Origin of the sequence: Herpetosiphon giganteus (assembly GCF_016907925.1) — a bacterium.
In the GTDB taxonomy this organism is placed as follows: domain Bacteria; phylum Chloroflexota; class Chloroflexia; order Chloroflexales; family Herpetosiphonaceae; genus Herpetosiphon; species Herpetosiphon giganteus.
Window position 1 is genome coordinate 12,954 of record NZ_JAFBCZ010000019.1, and the last position, 17,390, is coordinate 30,343.

Annotated in this window: 16 protein-coding genes; 10 read left to right on the plus strand and 6 right to left on the minus strand. The window is 51.8% G+C overall.

What is annotated here, in order from left to right; genetic code table 11:
* Positions 1 to 205: 205 nt before the first annotated feature.
* The 4 genes from JOD20_RS16730 to JOD20_RS16745 all read right to left on the minus strand — a co-directional run bounded on the left by JOD20_RS16730 (position 206) and on the right by JOD20_RS16745 (position 6,343).
* On the minus strand, positions 206 to 1,261 hold the full coding sequence (locus JOD20_RS16730; RefSeq protein ID WP_204756363.1) for an LLM class flavin-dependent oxidoreductase: 1,056 nt from the start codon (positions 1,259 to 1,261) through the stop codon (positions 206 to 208).
* Between the two features lie 117 nt (positions 1,262 to 1,378).
* On the minus strand, positions 1,379 to 1,624 hold the full coding sequence (locus JOD20_RS16735) for a response regulator transcription factor (protein WP_204756364.1): 246 nt from the start codon (positions 1,622 to 1,624) through the stop codon (positions 1,379 to 1,381).
* A gap of 239 nt (positions 1,625 to 1,863) precedes the next feature.
* Entirely contained in the window at positions 1,864 to 3,777 is a 1,914-nt protein-coding gene (locus JOD20_RS16740) for a cellulose binding domain-containing protein (RefSeq protein WP_204756365.1), read from the minus strand.
* A 160-nt stretch (positions 3,778 to 3,937) separates the two neighbouring features.
* Entirely contained in the window at positions 3,938 to 6,343 is a 2,406-nt protein-coding gene (locus tag JOD20_RS16745) for an ATP-binding protein (protein WP_204756366.1), read from the minus strand.
* Between the two features lie 437 nt (positions 6,344 to 6,780).
* On the opposite strand from JOD20_RS16745, the gene JOD20_RS16750 reads away from it, so the two are divergent.
* The 9 genes from JOD20_RS16750 (at position 6,781) to JOD20_RS16790 (ending at position 14,865) form a co-directional block, all read left to right on the plus strand.
* On the plus strand, positions 6,781 to 7,248 hold the full coding sequence (locus JOD20_RS16750) for a response regulator (protein ID WP_204756367.1): 468 nt from the start codon (positions 6,781 to 6,783) through the stop codon (positions 7,246 to 7,248).
* A gap of 137 nt (positions 7,249 to 7,385) precedes the next feature.
* Complete coding sequence (locus JOD20_RS16755; RefSeq protein ID WP_204756368.1) at positions 7,386 to 8,972, plus strand: adenylate/guanylate cyclase domain-containing protein; 1,587 nt, start codon at positions 7,386 to 7,388, stop codon at positions 8,970 to 8,972.
* A 201-nt stretch (positions 8,973 to 9,173) separates the two neighbouring features.
* A complete protein-coding gene (locus JOD20_RS16760) occupies positions 9,174 to 9,563 on the plus strand; it encodes a hypothetical protein (protein WP_204756369.1) in 390 nt (129 codons plus the stop codon).
* Positions 9,564 to 9,626: 63 nt separating this feature from the next.
* Entirely contained in the window at positions 9,627 to 10,631 is a 1,005-nt protein-coding gene (mvaD, locus tag JOD20_RS16765; protein ID WP_204756370.1) for a diphosphomevalonate decarboxylase, read from the plus strand.
* A 10-nt stretch (positions 10,632 to 10,641) separates the two neighbouring features.
* Entirely contained in the window at positions 10,642 to 11,706 is a 1,065-nt protein-coding gene (locus JOD20_RS16770) for a sortase (protein ID WP_204756371.1), read from the plus strand.
* A 7-nt stretch (positions 11,707 to 11,713) separates the two neighbouring features.
* Positions 11,714 to 12,880, plus strand: coding sequence for a hypothetical protein (locus JOD20_RS16775; RefSeq protein WP_204756372.1), 1,167 nt, complete (start codon positions 11,714 to 11,716; stop codon positions 12,878 to 12,880).
* Between the two features lie 73 nt (positions 12,881 to 12,953).
* Complete coding sequence (locus JOD20_RS16780) at positions 12,954 to 13,712, plus strand: class I SAM-dependent methyltransferase (protein ID WP_204756373.1); 759 nt, start codon at positions 12,954 to 12,956, stop codon at positions 13,710 to 13,712.
* Complete coding sequence (locus JOD20_RS16785) at positions 13,709 to 14,218, plus strand: hypothetical protein (protein ID WP_204756374.1); 510 nt, start codon at positions 13,709 to 13,711, stop codon at positions 14,216 to 14,218. The genes JOD20_RS16780 and JOD20_RS16785 overlap by 4 nt, the downstream gene beginning before the upstream one ends.
* Positions 14,219 to 14,292: 74 nt before the next feature.
* Positions 14,293 to 14,865: a hypothetical protein gene (locus JOD20_RS16790; protein ID WP_204756375.1), complete on the plus strand. Its 573-nt coding sequence runs from the start codon at positions 14,293 to 14,295 to the stop codon at positions 14,863 to 14,865.
* Between the two features lie 301 nt (positions 14,866 to 15,166).
* Here JOD20_RS16790 and JOD20_RS16795 read toward each other — a convergent pair whose 3' ends face one another.
* On the minus strand, positions 15,167 to 15,982 hold the full coding sequence (locus JOD20_RS16795) for a TIGR02452 family protein (protein ID WP_204756376.1): 816 nt from the start codon (positions 15,980 to 15,982) through the stop codon (positions 15,167 to 15,169).
* Positions 15,979 to 16,761, minus strand: a complete 783-nt coding sequence (locus JOD20_RS16800) for a GNAT family N-acetyltransferase (RefSeq protein ID WP_204756377.1) — start codon at positions 16,759 to 16,761, stop codon at positions 15,979 to 15,981. The genes JOD20_RS16795 and JOD20_RS16800 overlap by 4 nt, the downstream gene beginning before the upstream one ends.
* Before the next feature lie 169 nt (positions 16,762 to 16,930).
* On the opposite strand from JOD20_RS16800, the gene JOD20_RS16805 reads away from it, so the two are divergent.
* Positions 16,931 to 17,383 (plus strand): Hsp20/alpha crystallin family protein, encoded by a 453-nt coding sequence (locus JOD20_RS16805; protein ID WP_204756378.1) that lies wholly within the window; start codon positions 16,931 to 16,933, stop codon positions 17,381 to 17,383.
* Positions 17,384 to 17,390 lie beyond the last annotated feature (7 nt).

Sequence of the window (17,390 nt, forward strand, 5' to 3'; positions counted from 1 at the left end):
TGATTGCAATTCAATAGAATTGGTTTGCGTGAGAGTAAGCGTAGGCATTATGACGCTATGTTGAGGGGTTAGGCTGCTCTCATCAGCCCAATCAACGCCACGATTATAACCGCGCTTAGCCAATTGAACAATCATTCGTTCGATGGAGATTGCAAACGCAAAACAGCACGGTTATTAGTCATTAACCGTGCTGCTGAAGGCTTGTTTAGTGGGCTAGGCGTTTGGCGTTGATCCGATCGCGGGCGGCGGCGACGATTTCAAATGAACGCTTGCGCGCTGCTTGGTCGTAAATATTGGCGCTGACCATAATTTCGTCGGCAGCAGTTTCTTTGATAATCTGGCTAAGTCGTTGCTCCAAGGTATCAACCGTGCCAATTGCGGTGTAGGCCAACATTGGGCTTTGCGCAAAGGCAAAATCCAGCGCTTGGCGTTTGGCTGGATCATTGGTTGGAGCCGGAATTGGCCGCGGCGTGCCACGCTGAATATCTAAAAAGGCTTGTTGGATGCTGGTAAACAAATATTGGGCTTCTGCATCGGTTTCCGCGCCAATCACGTTGATTGCAACCATGCTATAGGGCTTGGCAAGCTGGGCCGATGGCTGAAAGTGCTGGTGATACAACTGCAAGGCATCAAACAAATGGGTTGGGGCAAAATGGGCTGCGAAGGCAAAGGGTAAGCCTAATTTGGCCGCCAACTGCGCGCTAAACGTGCTTGAACCAAGCAACCACAATGGCACATGCAAGCCCGCCCCGGGAATTGCCCGCAAATATTGGCCTGGGCTAGGCTCGGCAAAATACGCTTGCAATTCGCGCACATCATCGGGAAAACGCTCGGCGCTAGCCATCATATCGCGGCGCAACGCCATAGCGGTGCGGCCATCGGTGCCTGGCGCTCGGCCTAAACCTAAGTCGATGCGGCCTGGATAGATCGATTCAAGCGTGCCAAATTGTTCAGCAATCACCAATGGCGAGTGATTGGGCAACATCACCCCGCCAGAACCAACCCGAATGCGCTTGGTGCCTGCGGCCACATGACCAATCACCACGGCAGTGGCAGCGCTGGCAACATTGGCCATATTATGATGCTCGGCCAGCCAAAAGCGTTTAAAATTGAGCTGCTCTGCATGTTGTGCTAGCCCTAAACTATTTTTAAACGCATCAGCAGGCGTGCTGCCTTCGAAAACGGTGGCTAAATCGAGCACCGAAAATGCTATTTCTCTGGTTGTTTGGGCAGGGCTGGTTTGACCAACGGTGGCTTCCATGAGTACTCCATCACATGCTAAACACGCTGAAATGTTGTTGGTCAGCGTTATGCTAGCAGTATTGTACCCCCAGTTTGCGTGATTAATCTAGTAATTGCTAGCTAAATCTAACAGGATTCATATACGCGAACCATTTTCGTGCGCTGGCAATGGCTGGCCGGCATTGGCTAATTGGAGGTAGACTAAGGCGGCCCGCACCCGATTTTCCACTCCTAATTTGACATAAATTCGGTGTAAGCTGGTTTCAACGCTGCCAGTGGTTAAATTTAAGGCCATGGCAATCGCTTTATTGGTCTGACCTTGAATCAGAAGCTGCATAATGCGCTGTTCGCTGGTTGAAAGTGGTCGTTTTTGTGTGCTCATAGCCTAAAATCTCCTTGCACGAATTATTGCTTAGTCTACCTAGGCCAATGACCCTGCTGCAAGCCCCAGCAAGTGGCGAGTATTGCCTCGTAACTCGCCATTCTAGCGTCGATATGAAGCTGAAGCTTCCACGAATTTATGGCACGCTTGGCTTTTAAAAAGGAAGGATAACTGCGCTTTTTAAAAGGCAGAACCCCCTCATTCAATCAGAACGAGGGGGTTGGCTGAATTATTGATCCTTAGTTGTAGGCGGCGATTTCCCACAGCGAGTAGCCCCATTCGGTGGCGCGTTGGGTCGCATACACCCGCAGGTAGCGCCCGTTGCCGCTGACATTCAGCGTATCTGTGCCGCCATCGCCATTGCTGACTGTGCTCAGCGTGCGCCATGTGCTGGCATCATCGGAAACTTGCACTTGATAGGCGCGAGCATAGGCTGCTTCCCAATTCAATACGATTTTGCTGAGGCTTTTGCTGCTGCCCAAATCAACTTGAATCCATTGCGGATCGCTGTAGCTGCTGGCCCAGCGCGTGTTGCTATTGCCGTCGGTGGCGTTTGCTCCGCCTAGCGCGCTGGTTTCTGCTGAAGAAACTTGGACTGGTCGTCCAAGTGCCAGATTTTGGCTGGTTGTGCCGCCGCTACAGCTTTGGCCATTGACAATACAATTGCTGGGATTGACCCATGCCCCGCTATAACTGCCACTAAAGCCAAATTCGCGGGTTTGGCCAATCTCGATCCGCTGGTTCCAGCCTAAGTTGCCAGCGGTGTAGCGGTTGCCATTCTTGGCTTGGGTCGCATCCCACCAGCTAGCAATCGTGGCATTGCTTGGCAAATCAAAGCTGAGCGTCCAACCATCGACCGCGCTGCTGCCATTGTTGGTGATGCGATACACCCCAACGTAGCCATTGCCCCAATCCGAGGTTTTGACAAAGGTGGCTTGCAAGCCGTTGCCGCTCGTCGGTGGGTTGTTGGTAGTGACGCTGAGGTTGTTGCTGTTGGCCGAGCGATTGCCCGCCGCATCACGGGCCTTGACCGCAAAGCTATAGGCGGTGCTGGGATTCAACCCATTGATCGTGATATTGGTGCTGCTGCTGCTGGCTACTGGATTGCTGCCGCCATTTTGATAAATATCGTAGCCAACCACGCCAACATTATCGGTTGCAGCATTCCAACTCAAATTCACGCTGTTATGGGTTTTGCTGGTTGATTGTAGGTTGCTTGGCGCGCTTGGTGCAACCGTATCACTTGGAATGTCGCCTTGGGGCGTGAAGCGCAACCAATCGACATCAAGCGAACGGGTGGCCCGTGGTGGGTTGGTGGCGTTTGTGCAGCATTCTGGAGTCCAGTTGGGGTGATGCCACAAGTTGACCATAAAGGCCGCTGGATTTTGCGGAATCCGTGCGCTTGGCCCGCGATAATCCCAGAGCACAATTTTTTGACCATTGTTGGGATTAACAACCCACAAGGTCACATTGCTGGCCGTCCAATTGAAACCATATTCGTAGAACGCGGTGGCCGAGTTGTAGCCTGGAATCGCCTGAACCGTGGTGGGCTGATTTTCACCTTGGCTATTTGATAAATCGGTGTAACTTCCGCCGAACGTTGTGGCATAGCGGGTATATTCAACCGTGCCAGTTGCCACATTGATCTTGCGATAGACCCGTCGACTGATCGCGGTTGGGTCGTTGTAATCAGTCCAAATCGTAATCAAAATTGATTGTGGCTCGGCACACAGCCATTCAATATCAATTTCGCTATTATCAGGCAAGCCATTGCCATTGCTATCGCTGCCATCATTGAAATAGGTAAAAAAGCCGTTGATTACGCCTTCGTCGCTGGCGCAGTTGGCAGTTTTCATGCGGCCTTCGTAAGTGCCATAATGATACATTTGGCGTGAAACCAAGTTCGAGCCTTGGCCTGGATACGCACCTTGGTTCGCGCCAATCGAAAGCCGCAAAATTTTGCCATCTTGGGCTTGGCTATCGCTAAGGTTGGCTGTGCCGGTCGCCGTGCTTGAGTTGCTATACCAGCTAAACATGCTCGAATTGCTAATTGGCTGGTTGAACTGTTCGGTGCTACTGGCTGCGCTGGTGACGAGCGGTAAAAAGACCAAAAACGCGACAATGAGTTTGAGCATTGGTTTATAAACTTTCATCGTGTACCCCGTACTAGATTGTGCCACTCTCTATTGGCCTCGGTTTGCGCTGCGTATGGCCTCCTTCGTTGACTAGCAGCTGTATTAGACCAAACGCCACGAGCCAACTGAAGGATAAAAAGCGGGGCAAAAGCGGGGTATTTTTAAATAAATTTAAGCATTAAGCCTGAGCTAAAAGGGTTTCAACAACGCTTGCCAAGCCGAGATTTTGACTATCGAACCAGATTTGTTGCCATTGAGCCGAGCTTAGTTGTTGCTGACAATGGGCGATAGTTGGCTGTAAGCGTTGTTGCTCAGCCTCAAACAACGGCAAGGCCAATTCAGTGCGCAATTGCTGGGCTTTGCTCCAACATTGAATTGCCAATTCGGCCTGACCTTGCATGCTTAATAATTCACCAAAGCGTTCCAAATTCCATGCCAAGCCATCATAATCGTGCAAGCTCCAGCGAATTTGGAGGCTGGCTTTGATTGCGGCGAGTGCGGCGCTGGTTTGGCCTTGCTGCACCAACACTGGTGTGAGTGCATTCAAGGCCGAAGCGATGCCACGTTGATCATCAAGGCTGCGCCAAATTGCCAACGCTTGTTCATGGGCTGTTTGGGCTTTGGCGAAGTTGCTTTGATAGAGCGCGATCACGCCCAAATAATTCAGGCTAAATGCGAGGCTCGGCAAAATCTGCTGTTGCTGCCAATAAGCCAAGCTTTGCTGCAAAAGCTGTTGCGCAAGGCTGAATTGACTTTGGCGCACCAACACCATCGCTTGGCAATCGTGCATGGCAAACACCGCCTCCTGATCGCCAAGCTGCTCGTAGAGGCTACAAGCACTGCGATAATGCTCAAGCGCTTGGGTATAATGGCCTTGCTCCATCGTAATTTCGCCCAATTTTGCCAGATTTTCAGCAATTGCTGCTGGTTGTTGTAAAGCTTGGCGTTGGGCCAACGCTTGTTGATACCAGGCTTGGCCAGCGCGATATTGGCTTTGCAAAAAGGCTGCGATATAGCCCTGCATTTCGCTGCAACGAGCATGCATGCTTGGCGTGAGCGGCTGGGTGCTTAGCCAATCGAGCCAGCTTTGCAATTCTTCGCTCGTTCCATAACGATACCAAAATTCGGCCAAGGGCACGATACAGCTGCTGGCTGCTAGCCAGTTTTGCGTGCGAATAGCCCAATTAATTGCTGCCCGCATATTCTCGCGCTCGGCCAAAAGCGCGTGGCGCTGCTCCAACACTTGCTCGCTTAGCGATTCGTAATACATGACATAATATTTAAGATGGCGTTGGGCAAGTGTGCTTAATTCGCCATGGTCGCTTAATTCTTGGGCTGCGAATTCCTGAATTAAGCTGAGCATGCGAAAACGCTGTGGTTGTTCTGGTTCAGCTTGCATCGCCAACAAACTATGATCAATTAACCCCGCCAATTGATCGAGCAGATCAAGCTGTTGCGAATTGGGCACGATTGCCTGAATGGCATCAAGCGTACAGCCAGCCTGAAAAATTGCCAATTGGCGCAGCAGTTGCTGTTGTTGCGGCGAAATTTGTTGGTAGCTCCAATTAATCGCGTTGTGCATGCTTTGGTGGCGGGCTGGTGCAGTTGGATCGTTGGTTGTCAACAGGGCCAAGGGCGGTTGTAAATAGGCCAATAAGGCTTCTGGCGTGAGCAAGCGCGTGCGGGCTGCCGCCAATTCCAAGGCCAAGGGCAAGCCATCGACCTGCCAACAAATGTGCTTGATCGCCTCGGCGTTGGCGCTAGTTAGGCTAAATTGCGGGTTCAAGGTTTGGGCGCGTTGTACAAATAATTGCACCGCTGGATTGGTTTTGAGTTCGCTGAGCGTGGCACTGGATGTCGGCAAACGCAACGGTGCAAGTGGCAGTGCATATTCGCCAGCGCAATGCAACAAGGCGCGACTGGTCAACAATAATTTGAGGCCGGTAGTGTGATCGAGCAACCAGCGCAAGACTGCGGTGGCACTCAACAATTGCTCAAGATTATCGAGAATCAACAAGATGCGCGCATGCTGAAAATGGAGCTGAATTTGGCGTTGCCAACTATATTTGCTACTTGGCAAATTGAGCGCTTGGCTCAGCGCTAAACCAAGCTCGGCGACGCTGGTTGCTTGAGCCAAATCGACAAAATAGACCCCATCAGGAAAATACTTCGAGCTTTGTTGGGCAATCTGCAAGGCCAAGCGAGTTTTACCCACGCCGCCAGGCCCAGTCAACGTGATCATGCGAATATGCTCAGCGTTGAGATATTGGTGCAGGGTTGCAACTTCGCTTTGGCGATTGATTAATTTGCTGGCGGTTAAGGGCAATCCGCTTGGCGTTTGTTTGGCTTCAGCCGTGCCAACTAGACGCGCTTGGGCGCAAAAGAGCTGAGTTTGTTCGCTGGATAAGTGCAAAATTGTGGCTAAACGGGCAGCCAAACTGCGTGATGGCCGCTGGCGATTAGCTTCCATCTTGCGAATACTCTCGACCGCGCAGCCAACTTCCTCGGCCAAAGCAGCTTGGGTTAGTTGGCGTTGGTGGCGATATTCACGCAATTGTTGGCCAAATGATCGTGGTTCTGGCATAGACGCGAGCGACTCCTTGTGAACGATGGCAGGTTATTTGGCGCTGGAATCGGGTTAACAGTCGATGCGCCAGCTGCTAGCCTTACGGTACACTAGCAAAACAAATCAGGCAATGGCTTTGCGTGCGATTCATTCCAACCAAGTTGCAGCCGCCATCGCACGCAAGGGCCAGCATCCAGTGCGGTTGGGTTTGCTACAAAGGCTCGTAGCTTTAGATGAAGATTGACTAAATTTAAGCCCAATTTTCTTAACCCAAAGTTGATATTTAAGCGTCAAAATTCAGGTACACTACAACAGTACCTTGGGTACAAGCTCGATGACCCAAAAGGACTACTCTCTAGGATGACTTATATCGAGCAGTATAACGAATACTAACCAGCCATGCATCGACGGCTGCTGCGTAGAAACGGTTATTGTATTCGTTTTGGAGCAAGTCCATGTATCCGGTTGTTCGACCGAGCGCTTCGCCTATCGTCGTTGCCAGCCGTGCGAAAGTGATGGTAATCGAAGATAACGTTGATAGTATGAATTTGACGTTACGGATTCTGCGCGAGCAGATTGGGGTTGCCTACTGCAATGCGCGACCTTCCGGCGATGCTTTCTTTAGCTGGCTCAACTCGCCGCAGGTGCGCCAAAATCCCATTCTGAGCTTTCTTGATTTAATTTTGCTTGATATTCGGATTCCCCGCGAAAACGGCCATATTGTGTTTCAAAAACTGCGGGCCTTGCCTGAACTCAAGCGCACCAAAGTTGTCGCTATGACCGCCAATGGCTCACGCGACGAGGCCGAACGGGCACGCGTTTCTGGCTTCGATGGCTTTATCGCCAAGCCAATTTCGGTCAAAACCTTTCCCGACCAAATTGCCCGCGTGCTGAGCGGCGAGTTGGTGTGGGATATTGGCTAAAACTGAATCCAAAACCTTGGTTAAGGGCTGGCAGTGTGGCGCTGTCGGCCTTTTTTTGTGCTATTCGGCCACGCAGAGTTCATGCTATACTGACGCTGTTAATCAGCGTTTTGCCGGCTCAAGGAGGTGCTGCGCGTATGCCCGAACAATTAAAGCATGAACTCTCGTTATGCCATCGAGAGCTACGGGCGATTTACGATCTCGATGCTCTCCGCGACACAACCGATTCGACCGAAACCTTTTTAAATGGCTGCGCAACGATTATTCGTGGCGTGCTTCAGCCCGATTTGCTCCAATTAATCACCCTCGATTTGGAAGATTGCCCAGCCCAAAATATTACGATTGAACGCTGGCGACCAAATAACGCAGCAGGTTTGATGTTGGCCTTAACCAATGCCTTGGCTGGCGGCGAAACGACGAGTTTGCAGGAGGGCGATGCGGAAATTATTGTGCGTTCGCTCTCGGTCAAGGGCGATCGGCTCGGCGTGTTGGTGCTTGGTTCTGAAGATCATCATTGGTCGGTTGATGATCGGCGTTTGATCGATGCGATGTGTTCACAAATTGATTCGGCCATGGCTGGGCTGCGTTTGTTCCAACAGGTGCAATCGCGCAACCGTGAGCTTGAAACGATCTATCGCTTGGATCGGTTGATCGATGCCACGCCAGATTTTGACCAAGGCTTAGGTGCGGCCTTGGGCCTGCTCTCCGAGACGATTGGCGCAACGTGGAGCTTTATTATGCTCTATACTGCCGAGGAACATGAGCTAGAATTTCGCGCCGCTTCGCACGACGATTTGGCCGACCCAAGCTCGCAAGTTTCGCAGGTATTGCGCGATTTGGCACGCAACACGGTTGATCAAGGCAAAATGGTGCGCCGCGAACAGATCGATCAAACGATTGGCTCGTATATTGGCGTGCCCTTGATTTTGAAAAATCAAATTATTGGCGTGTTTGGTGGGGCCAATCCACCGGGCATGCGTGGGTTTAGCATTCACGAAGTTAAAATGTTGAACGCAATTGCCTCGCAAATGGATACGGCGCTGTTTGAAGACCGCCAACAACGCCATATTCGCGAAACGTTTGCGCGCTATGTTAGCCCCGATGTGGTCGATTTGATGTTGCGCACGCCTGGCAATGATTATATGAATGTGCATCGCCAACAATTATCGATGCTTTTTTCGGATATGCGTGGCTTTACCACGGTTTCCGAGCAACTGCCCGCCGATGTGGTGGCGCGCATGCTCAACGAACATCTTTCAGCGATGACCACGATTATTCGCAATGCTGGCGGCACGGTCGATAAATTCGTCGGCGATGAAATTGTGGCCTTTTTTGGCGCACCCTTGCCCTATGAGCAACACCCATTATTGGCCGTCCAAACTGCCTTGTTGATGCAAACGCGGCATAATCAATTGATGGACGAATGGCAGAGCCAAGGCTTGCCAGCGGTGGCAATTGGCATTGGGATTGCCACGGGCGAGGTGGTCGTGGGCAACATTGGTTCAGCCCAAATGATGAACTACACCGCGATTGGCCCAGATATGAATTTGGCTGCCCGCCTGTGTAGCGCTGCTTTGCCCAACCAAATTTTGGTCAGCCAAGCAACCTATGATGCAGTCCAAACGCATGTGCGGGCCGTGCCAGTTGCGCCATTGAGCTTGCGTCATATCTCGCAGTTGGTACAAGCCTATAGCATCGAAGCGGTGCTGAGCAGCAACGTTTAGTGCCCTCACCCCAACCCCTCTCCCACTAAAACGCGGGAGAGGGGAGCCAAACACCGAAAGACTATGGTTCTAGCGCGATTCTTGGTGTATCCATCGAACCAAACGCCTCTCGCCCGTCCGAAGGGAGAGGGGTTGGGGGTGAGGGGAGCGGGCCAAAATGAACGTGATTTATCTGTACACCTAGTTTAGTAGAGGACAACGATGTCTGAGCTTTTTGAAGTCAGCGAAGTTCACAATTATGGCGGTTTTTTTGGCGGTGATACAGTGACCCTCGACGTGATGGCAATTGCTGATCACAATGATTGGCGACCATTGGTGATCGATGCCAAAGCCTTGGAAAATATTCCAGAGCGGCATAATTTGTTGGCGGGAATGGTCTTGACCCTCGAATTTAGTGGTGAACGGGTTGATCGAGCGGTGTTGATTGCGGCGCGAGATTATGACGAATTACGAGCCGCGCTTGGCCTTGCCCAATTGCCTACTACGAGTGATAAGCCAATTAAATTGAGTGGTTGCTGCACCCAATGCCAGCGTTGGCTGCCAGCCCAACATCTGCATGCGCAAGGCTGTGTGGTGTGTACGCCAGCCTAAATTGGCCTGCTGATCTGCTACAATAGAGCTACTGAATTTGTTTATTTGTACGTGAGGAATGGTATGAAACAGCTTTCGCATGCGGCAACGGCAGTGGCTTGTGCCAACATTGCGTTTATCAAGTATTGGGGCCAGCGCGACGCGCATCTGACTCTTCCAACCAATGGCTCGATCTCCATGAATCTTGATGGCTGTCTAACCGAGACAACCGTACAATGTTTACCCGAAGCCGTGGAAGATAGCGTTTGGCTCGCCTTGAGCGGTGGCGAGGAAGTTCAGGCCAAAGGTCGCCAATTTGAGCGCGTCATCCAACAGATTGAGCGTTTGCGCCAATTGGCGGGGATTACTGAGCGGGTCGAAGTGCGCTCGCGCAATAATTTCCCTTCTGATGCTGGGATTGCCTCATCGGCTGCTGCTTTTGCTGCCTTGACTAGGGCTGCGGCTGCGGCTTTTCGCTTAGAGCTTGATGAAGCAGAATTATCACGCCTAACGCGGCTTTCTGGCTCTGGCTCGGCCTGCCGTTCGATTCCTGCTGGCTTTGTCGAATGGTTTGATGATGGCACGCATGCTGGCTCGTATGCAGCCCAAATTGCGCCACCAGAACACTGGAATTTAGTTGATATTGTGGCTGTGATTAGCACTGAAGCCAAACATGTTGCTTCAACCAGCGGCCATAGTGTTGCCACCACCAGCCCCTATTTCCCTGTGCGTTTGGAAGGCATTGAGCAACGCTTGGCCGATGTGCGCCAAGGCATTCTTGAGCGCGATATTCAGCGTTTGGGCCAAGCCTCGGAAGCAGATGCCATGTCGATGCACGTGATTGCCATGACCGCCCAACCAGCAACAATGTATTGGTTGCCTGGCACCTTGGCGGTGATGCAGGCAGTGCAGCGTTGGCGGGTGCAAGATAATTTGCAAAGTTACTGGACGATTGATGCTGGCCCGAATGTGCATGTGATTTGCGAAGCCAAAGATGCGCCTGAAGTCGAAGCGCGGCTCTGCGAGTTGGATGCTGTCCAGTGGACAATCGTTAATGGTGCTGGCCCTGAAGCGCGTTTAGTCGGATAGGAATAAGCCTATGTTGCGCCGATTACGAATTTATCTCTTGATCGTTGGCTTGTTGGCGCTGACAGTCAGCGCAGGCTCAGCTGAAACTGCTGCGGGCCAGCCGCGCTACTTCACAGAAACTGGCCACACTTTAGCCTACAATTTTCGGCTGTTTTGGGAGCGTAACGGCGGCTTGGCGATCTTTGGCTATCCGATTACCGAAGTGTTTGTTGAGGCTGGCCGTCCAGTGCAATACTTTGAGCGAGCACGTTTAGAGTGGCATGCAACGATTGGCTGGACACTTGCTGGCCATCTTGGGCGCTGGGCTGCCGAAGATTCTGCTGATCAGCCAGCCTTCAAACCGCGCAGCGAGGCCGCCTACCCAGGCCAAATCTTCTTCCCCGAATCAAAACACACCTTGGGCGGGCTATTTCGCCAGTATTGGGAGCGCAACGGTGGCTTGCAAACCTTTGGCTATCCGCTATCGGAAGAATTTTTAGAGCGCAACCAGCAAGATGGCCAGATTTATACGGTGCAATATTTTGAGCGAACGCGCTTTGAATATCATCCAGAGTTGCCAGCGGCCTATCAAGTGTCGTTGGGCCATTTGGGCCGCCAATATTTGGATGCGACCAATACTGCGCCTGAGTGGGCCAAGCGCAAAGTTAATAATGCAGAAGCTGCTTGGCAAGCCTTGCGTCCAACCCGTATCACGATGCCGCGAATTGACCTTGATAGCCCAATTATCGAAGCTGGCTTTTCGCTTGGCACTTGGGATGTGCCAACTGACGCAGCGGCGCATTATTGGCCAGTGGCTGGCTTTCCAACAACGGCTGGGAATATAGTACTAGCAGGGCATGTCGGCTATCGTGGTATTATCTTCAGTCAGCTACCCAACGCAGTTGTCGGCGATAGCTTGCTATTAACTGTCGATGGCGCAGAGCGGCGCTACCAAGTGACTGAGATTCGTACCGTGACCCCCGACCAAACGTGGGTGATGGACCCAACCGCTGAAGAAACGGTTACTTTGATCACCTGTGTGCCAATCGGTGTCTACTCGCATCGCTTGATTGTGCGTGCGAAGCCCCAACCGTAGGAGTTGTATGTCAGCACCTGTTCAACAATTAATTCAACAAGGCATTCAAGCAGCGCGGAATGGCAACCATGCAGAAGCCCGCCTGATTCTGCGCCAAGCGCTGAGCGCTGATTCAAGCAACGAGCAAGCATGGCTTTGGCTGAGCGCAGTTGAAGCAACTAATAGCGAGAAAATTGCCGCCTTGCAACAAGTTTTGGCGATTAATCCAGCCAATGCTGCGGCCAAACGTGGCCTTGAGATGCTTAAGCCAAGCCAAATTGATTTTGCAAATTTAGGTCAGACGAGCAGCGCTGCCCCAGCGAAAGCCAGTTTTTCGCCGCCACCAGCCCGCGCCGCAGGCAACAGCAGTTTATTGCAACCACGACCTAGTTTCGAACCCAGCCCAGCTGTGCCTACAACTAACCAGAGCCTGAATACGGCAGCTCCTAGCATGCCAACGCCTACTGCGCAGCCACAAGCAGTAACTGCGTTTGATCCAGCAGTAGCCGAAGCTAAGCCAATGGCAGAGCCAGAAAATGCCGTCAATTATGCGAATGATTTGGTTGGTTCGTTGCGCCCTGCAATTGCCAAAGGCCCCAAAAAACGCTCAGTGTTGCCGACCAGAAGTGAATTGATCATTTCTGCTATTCTTCTTGTATTGCTGGTTGGCGGCTTTAATTTGGTGCGTTCGGCTTTAGCTGGGCGGCTTTCTGGCTCGCCCAATAGCAACGATGTTACTGCGAGCGAGCGGGCAACCAGTGAAGCCTTGCTTGGCTGGAATACTGGTCGCCCAACGCCGGTTGTCGAGGTCGTGATTGATCCTGCTCAGCCTAGCCCTGTCCAACCAGTCCAGCCAGTGGCCAGCGGTAGCGTTCACCAATCGCGCAGTTATTTCTTAACGATTGGCGAGACAACTGTATCAAATGATGGCAAACAGGTACTGGTTAATGTGACGCTTCAAAATCCGACCAATCGACCAGTGAGCTTTCGGGCTGCCGATTTTACTATCCAAACCAATGTTGGGGCGTTGCCAATTACGGCCCAATCAACCATTCTGAGCACGCTGACAATACCTGGCAACAATACAATTGCCGGAACCTTGGTAGCTCAAGCCAATAATGGCGAGATTAAATCGGTCCAGTTGGTTTGGCGACCAACCAGTGGCGGTATTTCTAAAACGATTACATTACGCTAACTCAATTTCAAGCATGCCATGGTTGCTTGCTCACCCAGAGCGCAGCCATGGCGTTGCTATGTAAGGAACTTGGATGTTTGATCAGTTTGTACCCTATTATGATGCAGATTATGGCGATTTTCAGGATGATGTGCTGTTCTACCGCGAGCATGCACGCATGGCTGGCGGCAGCGTTTTAGAGCTGATGTGTGGCACTGGTCGGGTGGCAATTCCGCTGGCTCAAGCTAAGCTGAATGTGGTCGGCATTGATATTGCTCCTGCGATGATTGAACGGGCGAAGGCTGCCGCTGTGAGTGCTGGCGTTGATCCACACCTGAAGTTTGCAGTGGCTGATGTGACCGATTTTCAGCTTGATCAGCAATTTGGCATGGCCTTTGTGGCGATTAATTCGTTTATGCATTTGGAAACAACCCAAGCCCAAATTGCCGCCTTGCATGCAATCAAGCGCCACTTAAAACCGAATGGGCTATTATTGCTCGATTTGTTTAATCCCGAGCCAAGCCAACTGAGCGCGGTTGATGGCCTGATGGTGCTTGATAAAAGCTTTCGCGCGAGCAATGGTAATTTGGTGCAAAAATTTGTTTATCGCAGTGTTGATTTAGCGGCCCAGCACCAGCACGTTCAATTCTGTTACGATGAAATTCAGCCTGATGGCCAAGTGCGCCGCTGCGTCTTACCATTTGGCATGCGTTGGCTCTATCGCTACGAAGCCGAGCATTTGCTGGCGCGCTGTGGCTTTGCCTTGCAGGCGGTCTATGGCTCGTATGAGCTTGATCCCTATACAAGTGAATCAGAACGAATGTTGATTGTGGCACGAGGAATTTCCCAATGAGCATGCTTGATCCCTATGAGGTTGAACGGCTCGAACGTTCGCGGAAACGGGCAACCCGCTTGTTGACGCTAGTGATGGGTTTGGCAACCATATTTTGCGGCGCGTTATTTGTCTACATTATCAGCCCGCCAGCCCGCACCTACACGCTTGGGCCGGTGAGCCAATTTCCGCTTGGCCAGACGGTTCAGGTGTCGGTTAAACAATTAGTTGCCTCGGAAACGATCGCTAGTCGACCTGAAGTTAGCGATGATCCGGTGTTGGTGACGCGGCTGAGTGCCGACCAATGGCGCGCGTTTCTGGCCTGGGATAGCCTGAGCGGTTGTATTGTAATTTATGAACAATCCAACCAAACTTATCGTGACCAATGCTCCGATCGGGTGTATGATGAACAGGGCTTCTTGATTAGCGAGAATCGGCGCTTGCGCTTGGGCCAACTACCGGTCACCGTAGTTGATGAACAAGTGCAAATTCGTGATGAACTTTTGCCTGATCCTCGTCAGCAATAGCTTGACAATAGTCTATAATTGTTTGTGGGGATAGAGCTTGATTGGCCGTTGAATTTTGCAAAGAAGGAGGGCCTGTGCATCGCTTTGCGCGATCTGCCCCATTGGTGGTGGAAGAATTTGCTGACCCAGGCATCGATCAGCGCGAAGGCCCACCATTGAGTATCGGCAGTGCCTTTTTAATGTTGGGAATGGTTGCTGGGGATGAGTGTCCGGCGGAAATTCTGAATTTGCTCGATCAAATTAGCGCTGATAAATGGTATCATGGCCAACTATTTGAAACCATGTTGAACTATTTTGAGGATCGTGATCCTGGCTTATTGATGGAAATTGGCCGTGGGATTTACTACTCGTTGGCGGCGCAATTTCGCGAAATGGGCCTCAGCACGCCAACCGCCATGTTGGTGGCAATGCCCGACGTGTGGCATACGGCAACTCGTGGCGCTAGCGGCGAATGGCGAACCACGATTTTGGCCGCGTATCATGCCCAAGTCGAATTGAAACAACCCTATAACTGTATGTTCGAACAAGCGGCCATGGAAGGCGTGTTGCAAGGCTTGGGCGCACGCGATGTTCAGATTACCCACGACCCATGCATCCGCAATGGCGCGCCGGCTTGTGTCTTTACGATTCGCTGGACGGAAAATTAATCAACAGCCCTTGGGTATCTGTTTGATGCTTGCCTGTTATGCCTTGGCATAACCACTTTGCTCGCTCCTCATCGAACAGCTTAACCAAGGGCTGTTATTTTCCCTCACCCCCCAGCCCCCTCCTTACACGGGTCGGTTTTGCGCGATTGGTCGGTGGTGGAGCGTTCCCTCACCCCCCAACCCCCTCGCCCACTGAACGCGGGCGAGGGGGAGTAGCCGTTTTTCGCCAAGGAGTTGCGGGAGAACCAGCGTGTTAAAGCCCCTCGCCCGCGCCACGGGAGAGGGGTTGGGATGAGTGCATCTAGGATTGAAATAGTTCGGCAAATAGCTCGACGTTGGCTTGGCGTGGGCTTGGGTCGTAGATGGCAAAATCAATCTGCTCAAACGGCCATGGCTGTTGGCCAATAACTTCGTTGAATAGGCGCGCGATTAGCGCTGGATCGTTGCCAAAGACCCCGCACCCCCAAGCCCCCAAAATCAAGCGTTCGATTGGTTGGCTGGCGCAAAACGCCAATAGCCGCTGCATCCGTTGGCGCATAACAGGCTCAACCGCAGCGCTTTGGCCGGTGCGGTTTTGGCGAATGGCCCCAGCATTCACCGCCGCCATGGTAATCACATCGACCAAATATGGTTGATCAAGCCAATTACCAGCGTCGTCGCAGACCACCGGAACCTGTGGCGACCAAATCAGGGCATCGGAATAGAGCAAATCGTTTTGCTGTTTATGGTAACGGTAAAACTCACTACACTTGGTTAAACAAGGATACAACCCCGACGAACGGGCGATACTTTCCTCTTGGGCTTGGCTGCCACCTAAAAAACCACCGCCTGGATTTTTGGCCGAGGCAAAATTTAAAATTCCCACCCGTTGGCCTGTTTGAGCAGCACGTTGGGCAGCCTCCAAGGTTGTGGCTGCATAGACCTTGATGCTTGGTTGTTGGTTGGCGCTGCGGGCTGCCGCCAAGGCCGTATCAGGCCAAATAATGCTGCTTGCTTGTTCAGCGGTATGTTGCGCTTCAGCAATACTGACCCATTGATCGGCCTGATTGAAATAGCCGCCCGCGCTCAAACAATCGAGCGTGCGTTGGGCGATGAGTTTGCGTTCTTCTCGTTTCATCGTAACCGTGCGGTTGCCTCCCAAAAACTGCCAACTTGCTGATAGCCAAGCGGCTCATAGATTTGGCGGGTTGCAAAATCGTTGCTTTTGACATCGTGAATGATATTGGTACAGCCTTGATCAAACAAACTTTGGGTCAGATGGGCAATGATCGTGCGTACATAGCCATTGCCACGCAAGGCTGGGTCGGTGTAGACGTTGCCAATTGTCGCCAAATGATCGCGGCTATTGACCAAGTGCGTTCCACCGACTGCAACCAAGGCTCCATGGCGACGCACGCCATAGTATAAGCCGTTATGCAACTGATCAGGGCTAAACGTTGGCACATCGTTCATGGTGTAGAACGCCGATAATTCGCCAATATGCTGATCTTCGAGTTGCTCAAGCTGCGTGCCATTCGGCAGATCGCTGAGCTGGCCAGCCTCAATCGCAATCCGAATGATCGCTTGCTCGTTACTGAACCGGTAGCGTTGGCCTAACACTTGGCGATAGTATTCATTCATATTCGCCACAATACAGGCTTTTGGCCACTCGTTTTTGGCGGCCAAGATTGCGTTAATGCCTTGGGCATCGCCATAGGGAATTAATGCGGTAAAGGTGCTGGTGCGATACCACAGCAAAATTGCCCATTGTGCGCCGTTTTGTGCAAGGCTAAATTGCGAGCGTTCGCGAAATGGTGGTTGCAAATCTCCTAATGCATAGGCTGATTCAAGTCGATTTTGGCCTAGTAAGGCGTGCAATGTGTGGTCGGATGGAGTGAAATCAACCTGCCAAGTCATGGAAACGTCCTGTCTTTGGGTTTGCTGAAGGGATGCCGCTGCTTAAATTATAGACCTTCAGCATGAGATTACAAGATTAACACTTTGCCAACGCAGCGTCACTACTGTGTTAATGGAGCAGTGCTATGCTTTTTCTAGCAGTTCTTTTTTGTAGTGGAGGTCCAAATCGATGGCTAAGTTTCTTGTGGTTCGCCAATTGCCGCGCCTCCACACCCAACGGAGCGCCTTTGAACGCGATTGGCAAACCCCATGGCCGCGAACCAGCAGTGCCCGCGCGCTGATCTGGCGACCGCAAGCAGATGTCCATGAGTACGCCGAGCAATTTGTGATTAAGGTTGAGTTGGCAGGTATGCGCGACGCTGCAATTGAAGTAACGCTTCACGATGGCGTGTTGTATGTCAGCGGCCAACGCGAGGAGCATTGCCCAAGCCAAGGTGTTCACATCCACGAATTGGGCATAAATTATGGCCATTTTGAGCTAGAGTTCGCGCTGCGCGCTCCAATCGACGAGGCCGCAATTAGCGCTCGCTACGACGATGGCATGTTGATTATCACGTTGCCCAAGCGCAATCCAGCCCAAGCCGAACCACGGCGGATCACGATTGAACAAACCAACGTCTAACTCGCAT

Bases quoted from the DNA above. Each gene is read 5' to 3' on its own strand.
- JOD20_RS16805 (WP_204756378.1), top strand. From the start codon at position 16,931: ATGGCTAAGTTTCTTGTGGTTCGCCAATTGCCGCGCCTCCACACCCAA.
- JOD20_RS16745 (WP_204756366.1), bottom strand. From the start codon at position 6,343: ATGCCAGAACCACGATCATTTGGCCAACAATTGCGTGAATATCGCCAC.
- JOD20_RS16770 (WP_204756371.1), top strand. From the start codon at position 10,642: ATGTTGCGCCGATTACGAATTTATCTCTTGATCGTTGGCTTGTTGGCG.
- JOD20_RS16730 (WP_204756363.1), bottom strand. From the start codon at position 1,261: ATGGAAGCCACCGTTGGTCAAACCAGCCCTGCCCAAACAACCAGAGAA.
- JOD20_RS16750 (WP_204756367.1), top strand. From the start codon at position 6,781: ATGTATCCGGTTGTTCGACCGAGCGCTTCGCCTATCGTCGTTGCCAGC.
- mvaD (WP_204756370.1), top strand. From the start codon at position 9,627: ATGAAACAGCTTTCGCATGCGGCAACGGCAGTGGCTTGTGCCAACATT.
- JOD20_RS16780 (WP_204756373.1), top strand. From the start codon at position 12,954: ATGTTTGATCAGTTTGTACCCTATTATGATGCAGATTATGGCGATTTT.
- JOD20_RS16740 (WP_204756365.1), bottom strand. From the start codon at position 3,777: ATGAAAGTTTATAAACCAATGCTCAAACTCATTGTCGCGTTTTTGGTC.
- JOD20_RS16795 (WP_204756376.1), bottom strand. From the start codon at position 15,982: ATGAAACGAGAAGAACGCAAACTCATCGCCCAACGCACGCTCGATTGT.
- JOD20_RS16785 (WP_204756374.1), top strand. From the start codon at position 13,709: ATGAGCATGCTTGATCCCTATGAGGTTGAACGGCTCGAACGTTCGCGG.
- JOD20_RS16735 (WP_204756364.1), bottom strand. From the start codon at position 1,624: ATGAGCACACAAAAACGACCACTTTCAACCAGCGAACAGCGCATTATG.
- JOD20_RS16760 (WP_204756369.1), top strand. From the start codon at position 9,174: ATGTCTGAGCTTTTTGAAGTCAGCGAAGTTCACAATTATGGCGGTTTT.
- JOD20_RS16755 (WP_204756368.1), top strand. From the start codon at position 7,386: ATGCCCGAACAATTAAAGCATGAACTCTCGTTATGCCATCGAGAGCTA.
- JOD20_RS16800 (WP_204756377.1), bottom strand. From the start codon at position 16,761: ATGACTTGGCAGGTTGATTTCACTCCATCCGACCACACATTGCACGCC.
- JOD20_RS16775 (WP_204756372.1), top strand. From the start codon at position 11,714: ATGTCAGCACCTGTTCAACAATTAATTCAACAAGGCATTCAAGCAGCG.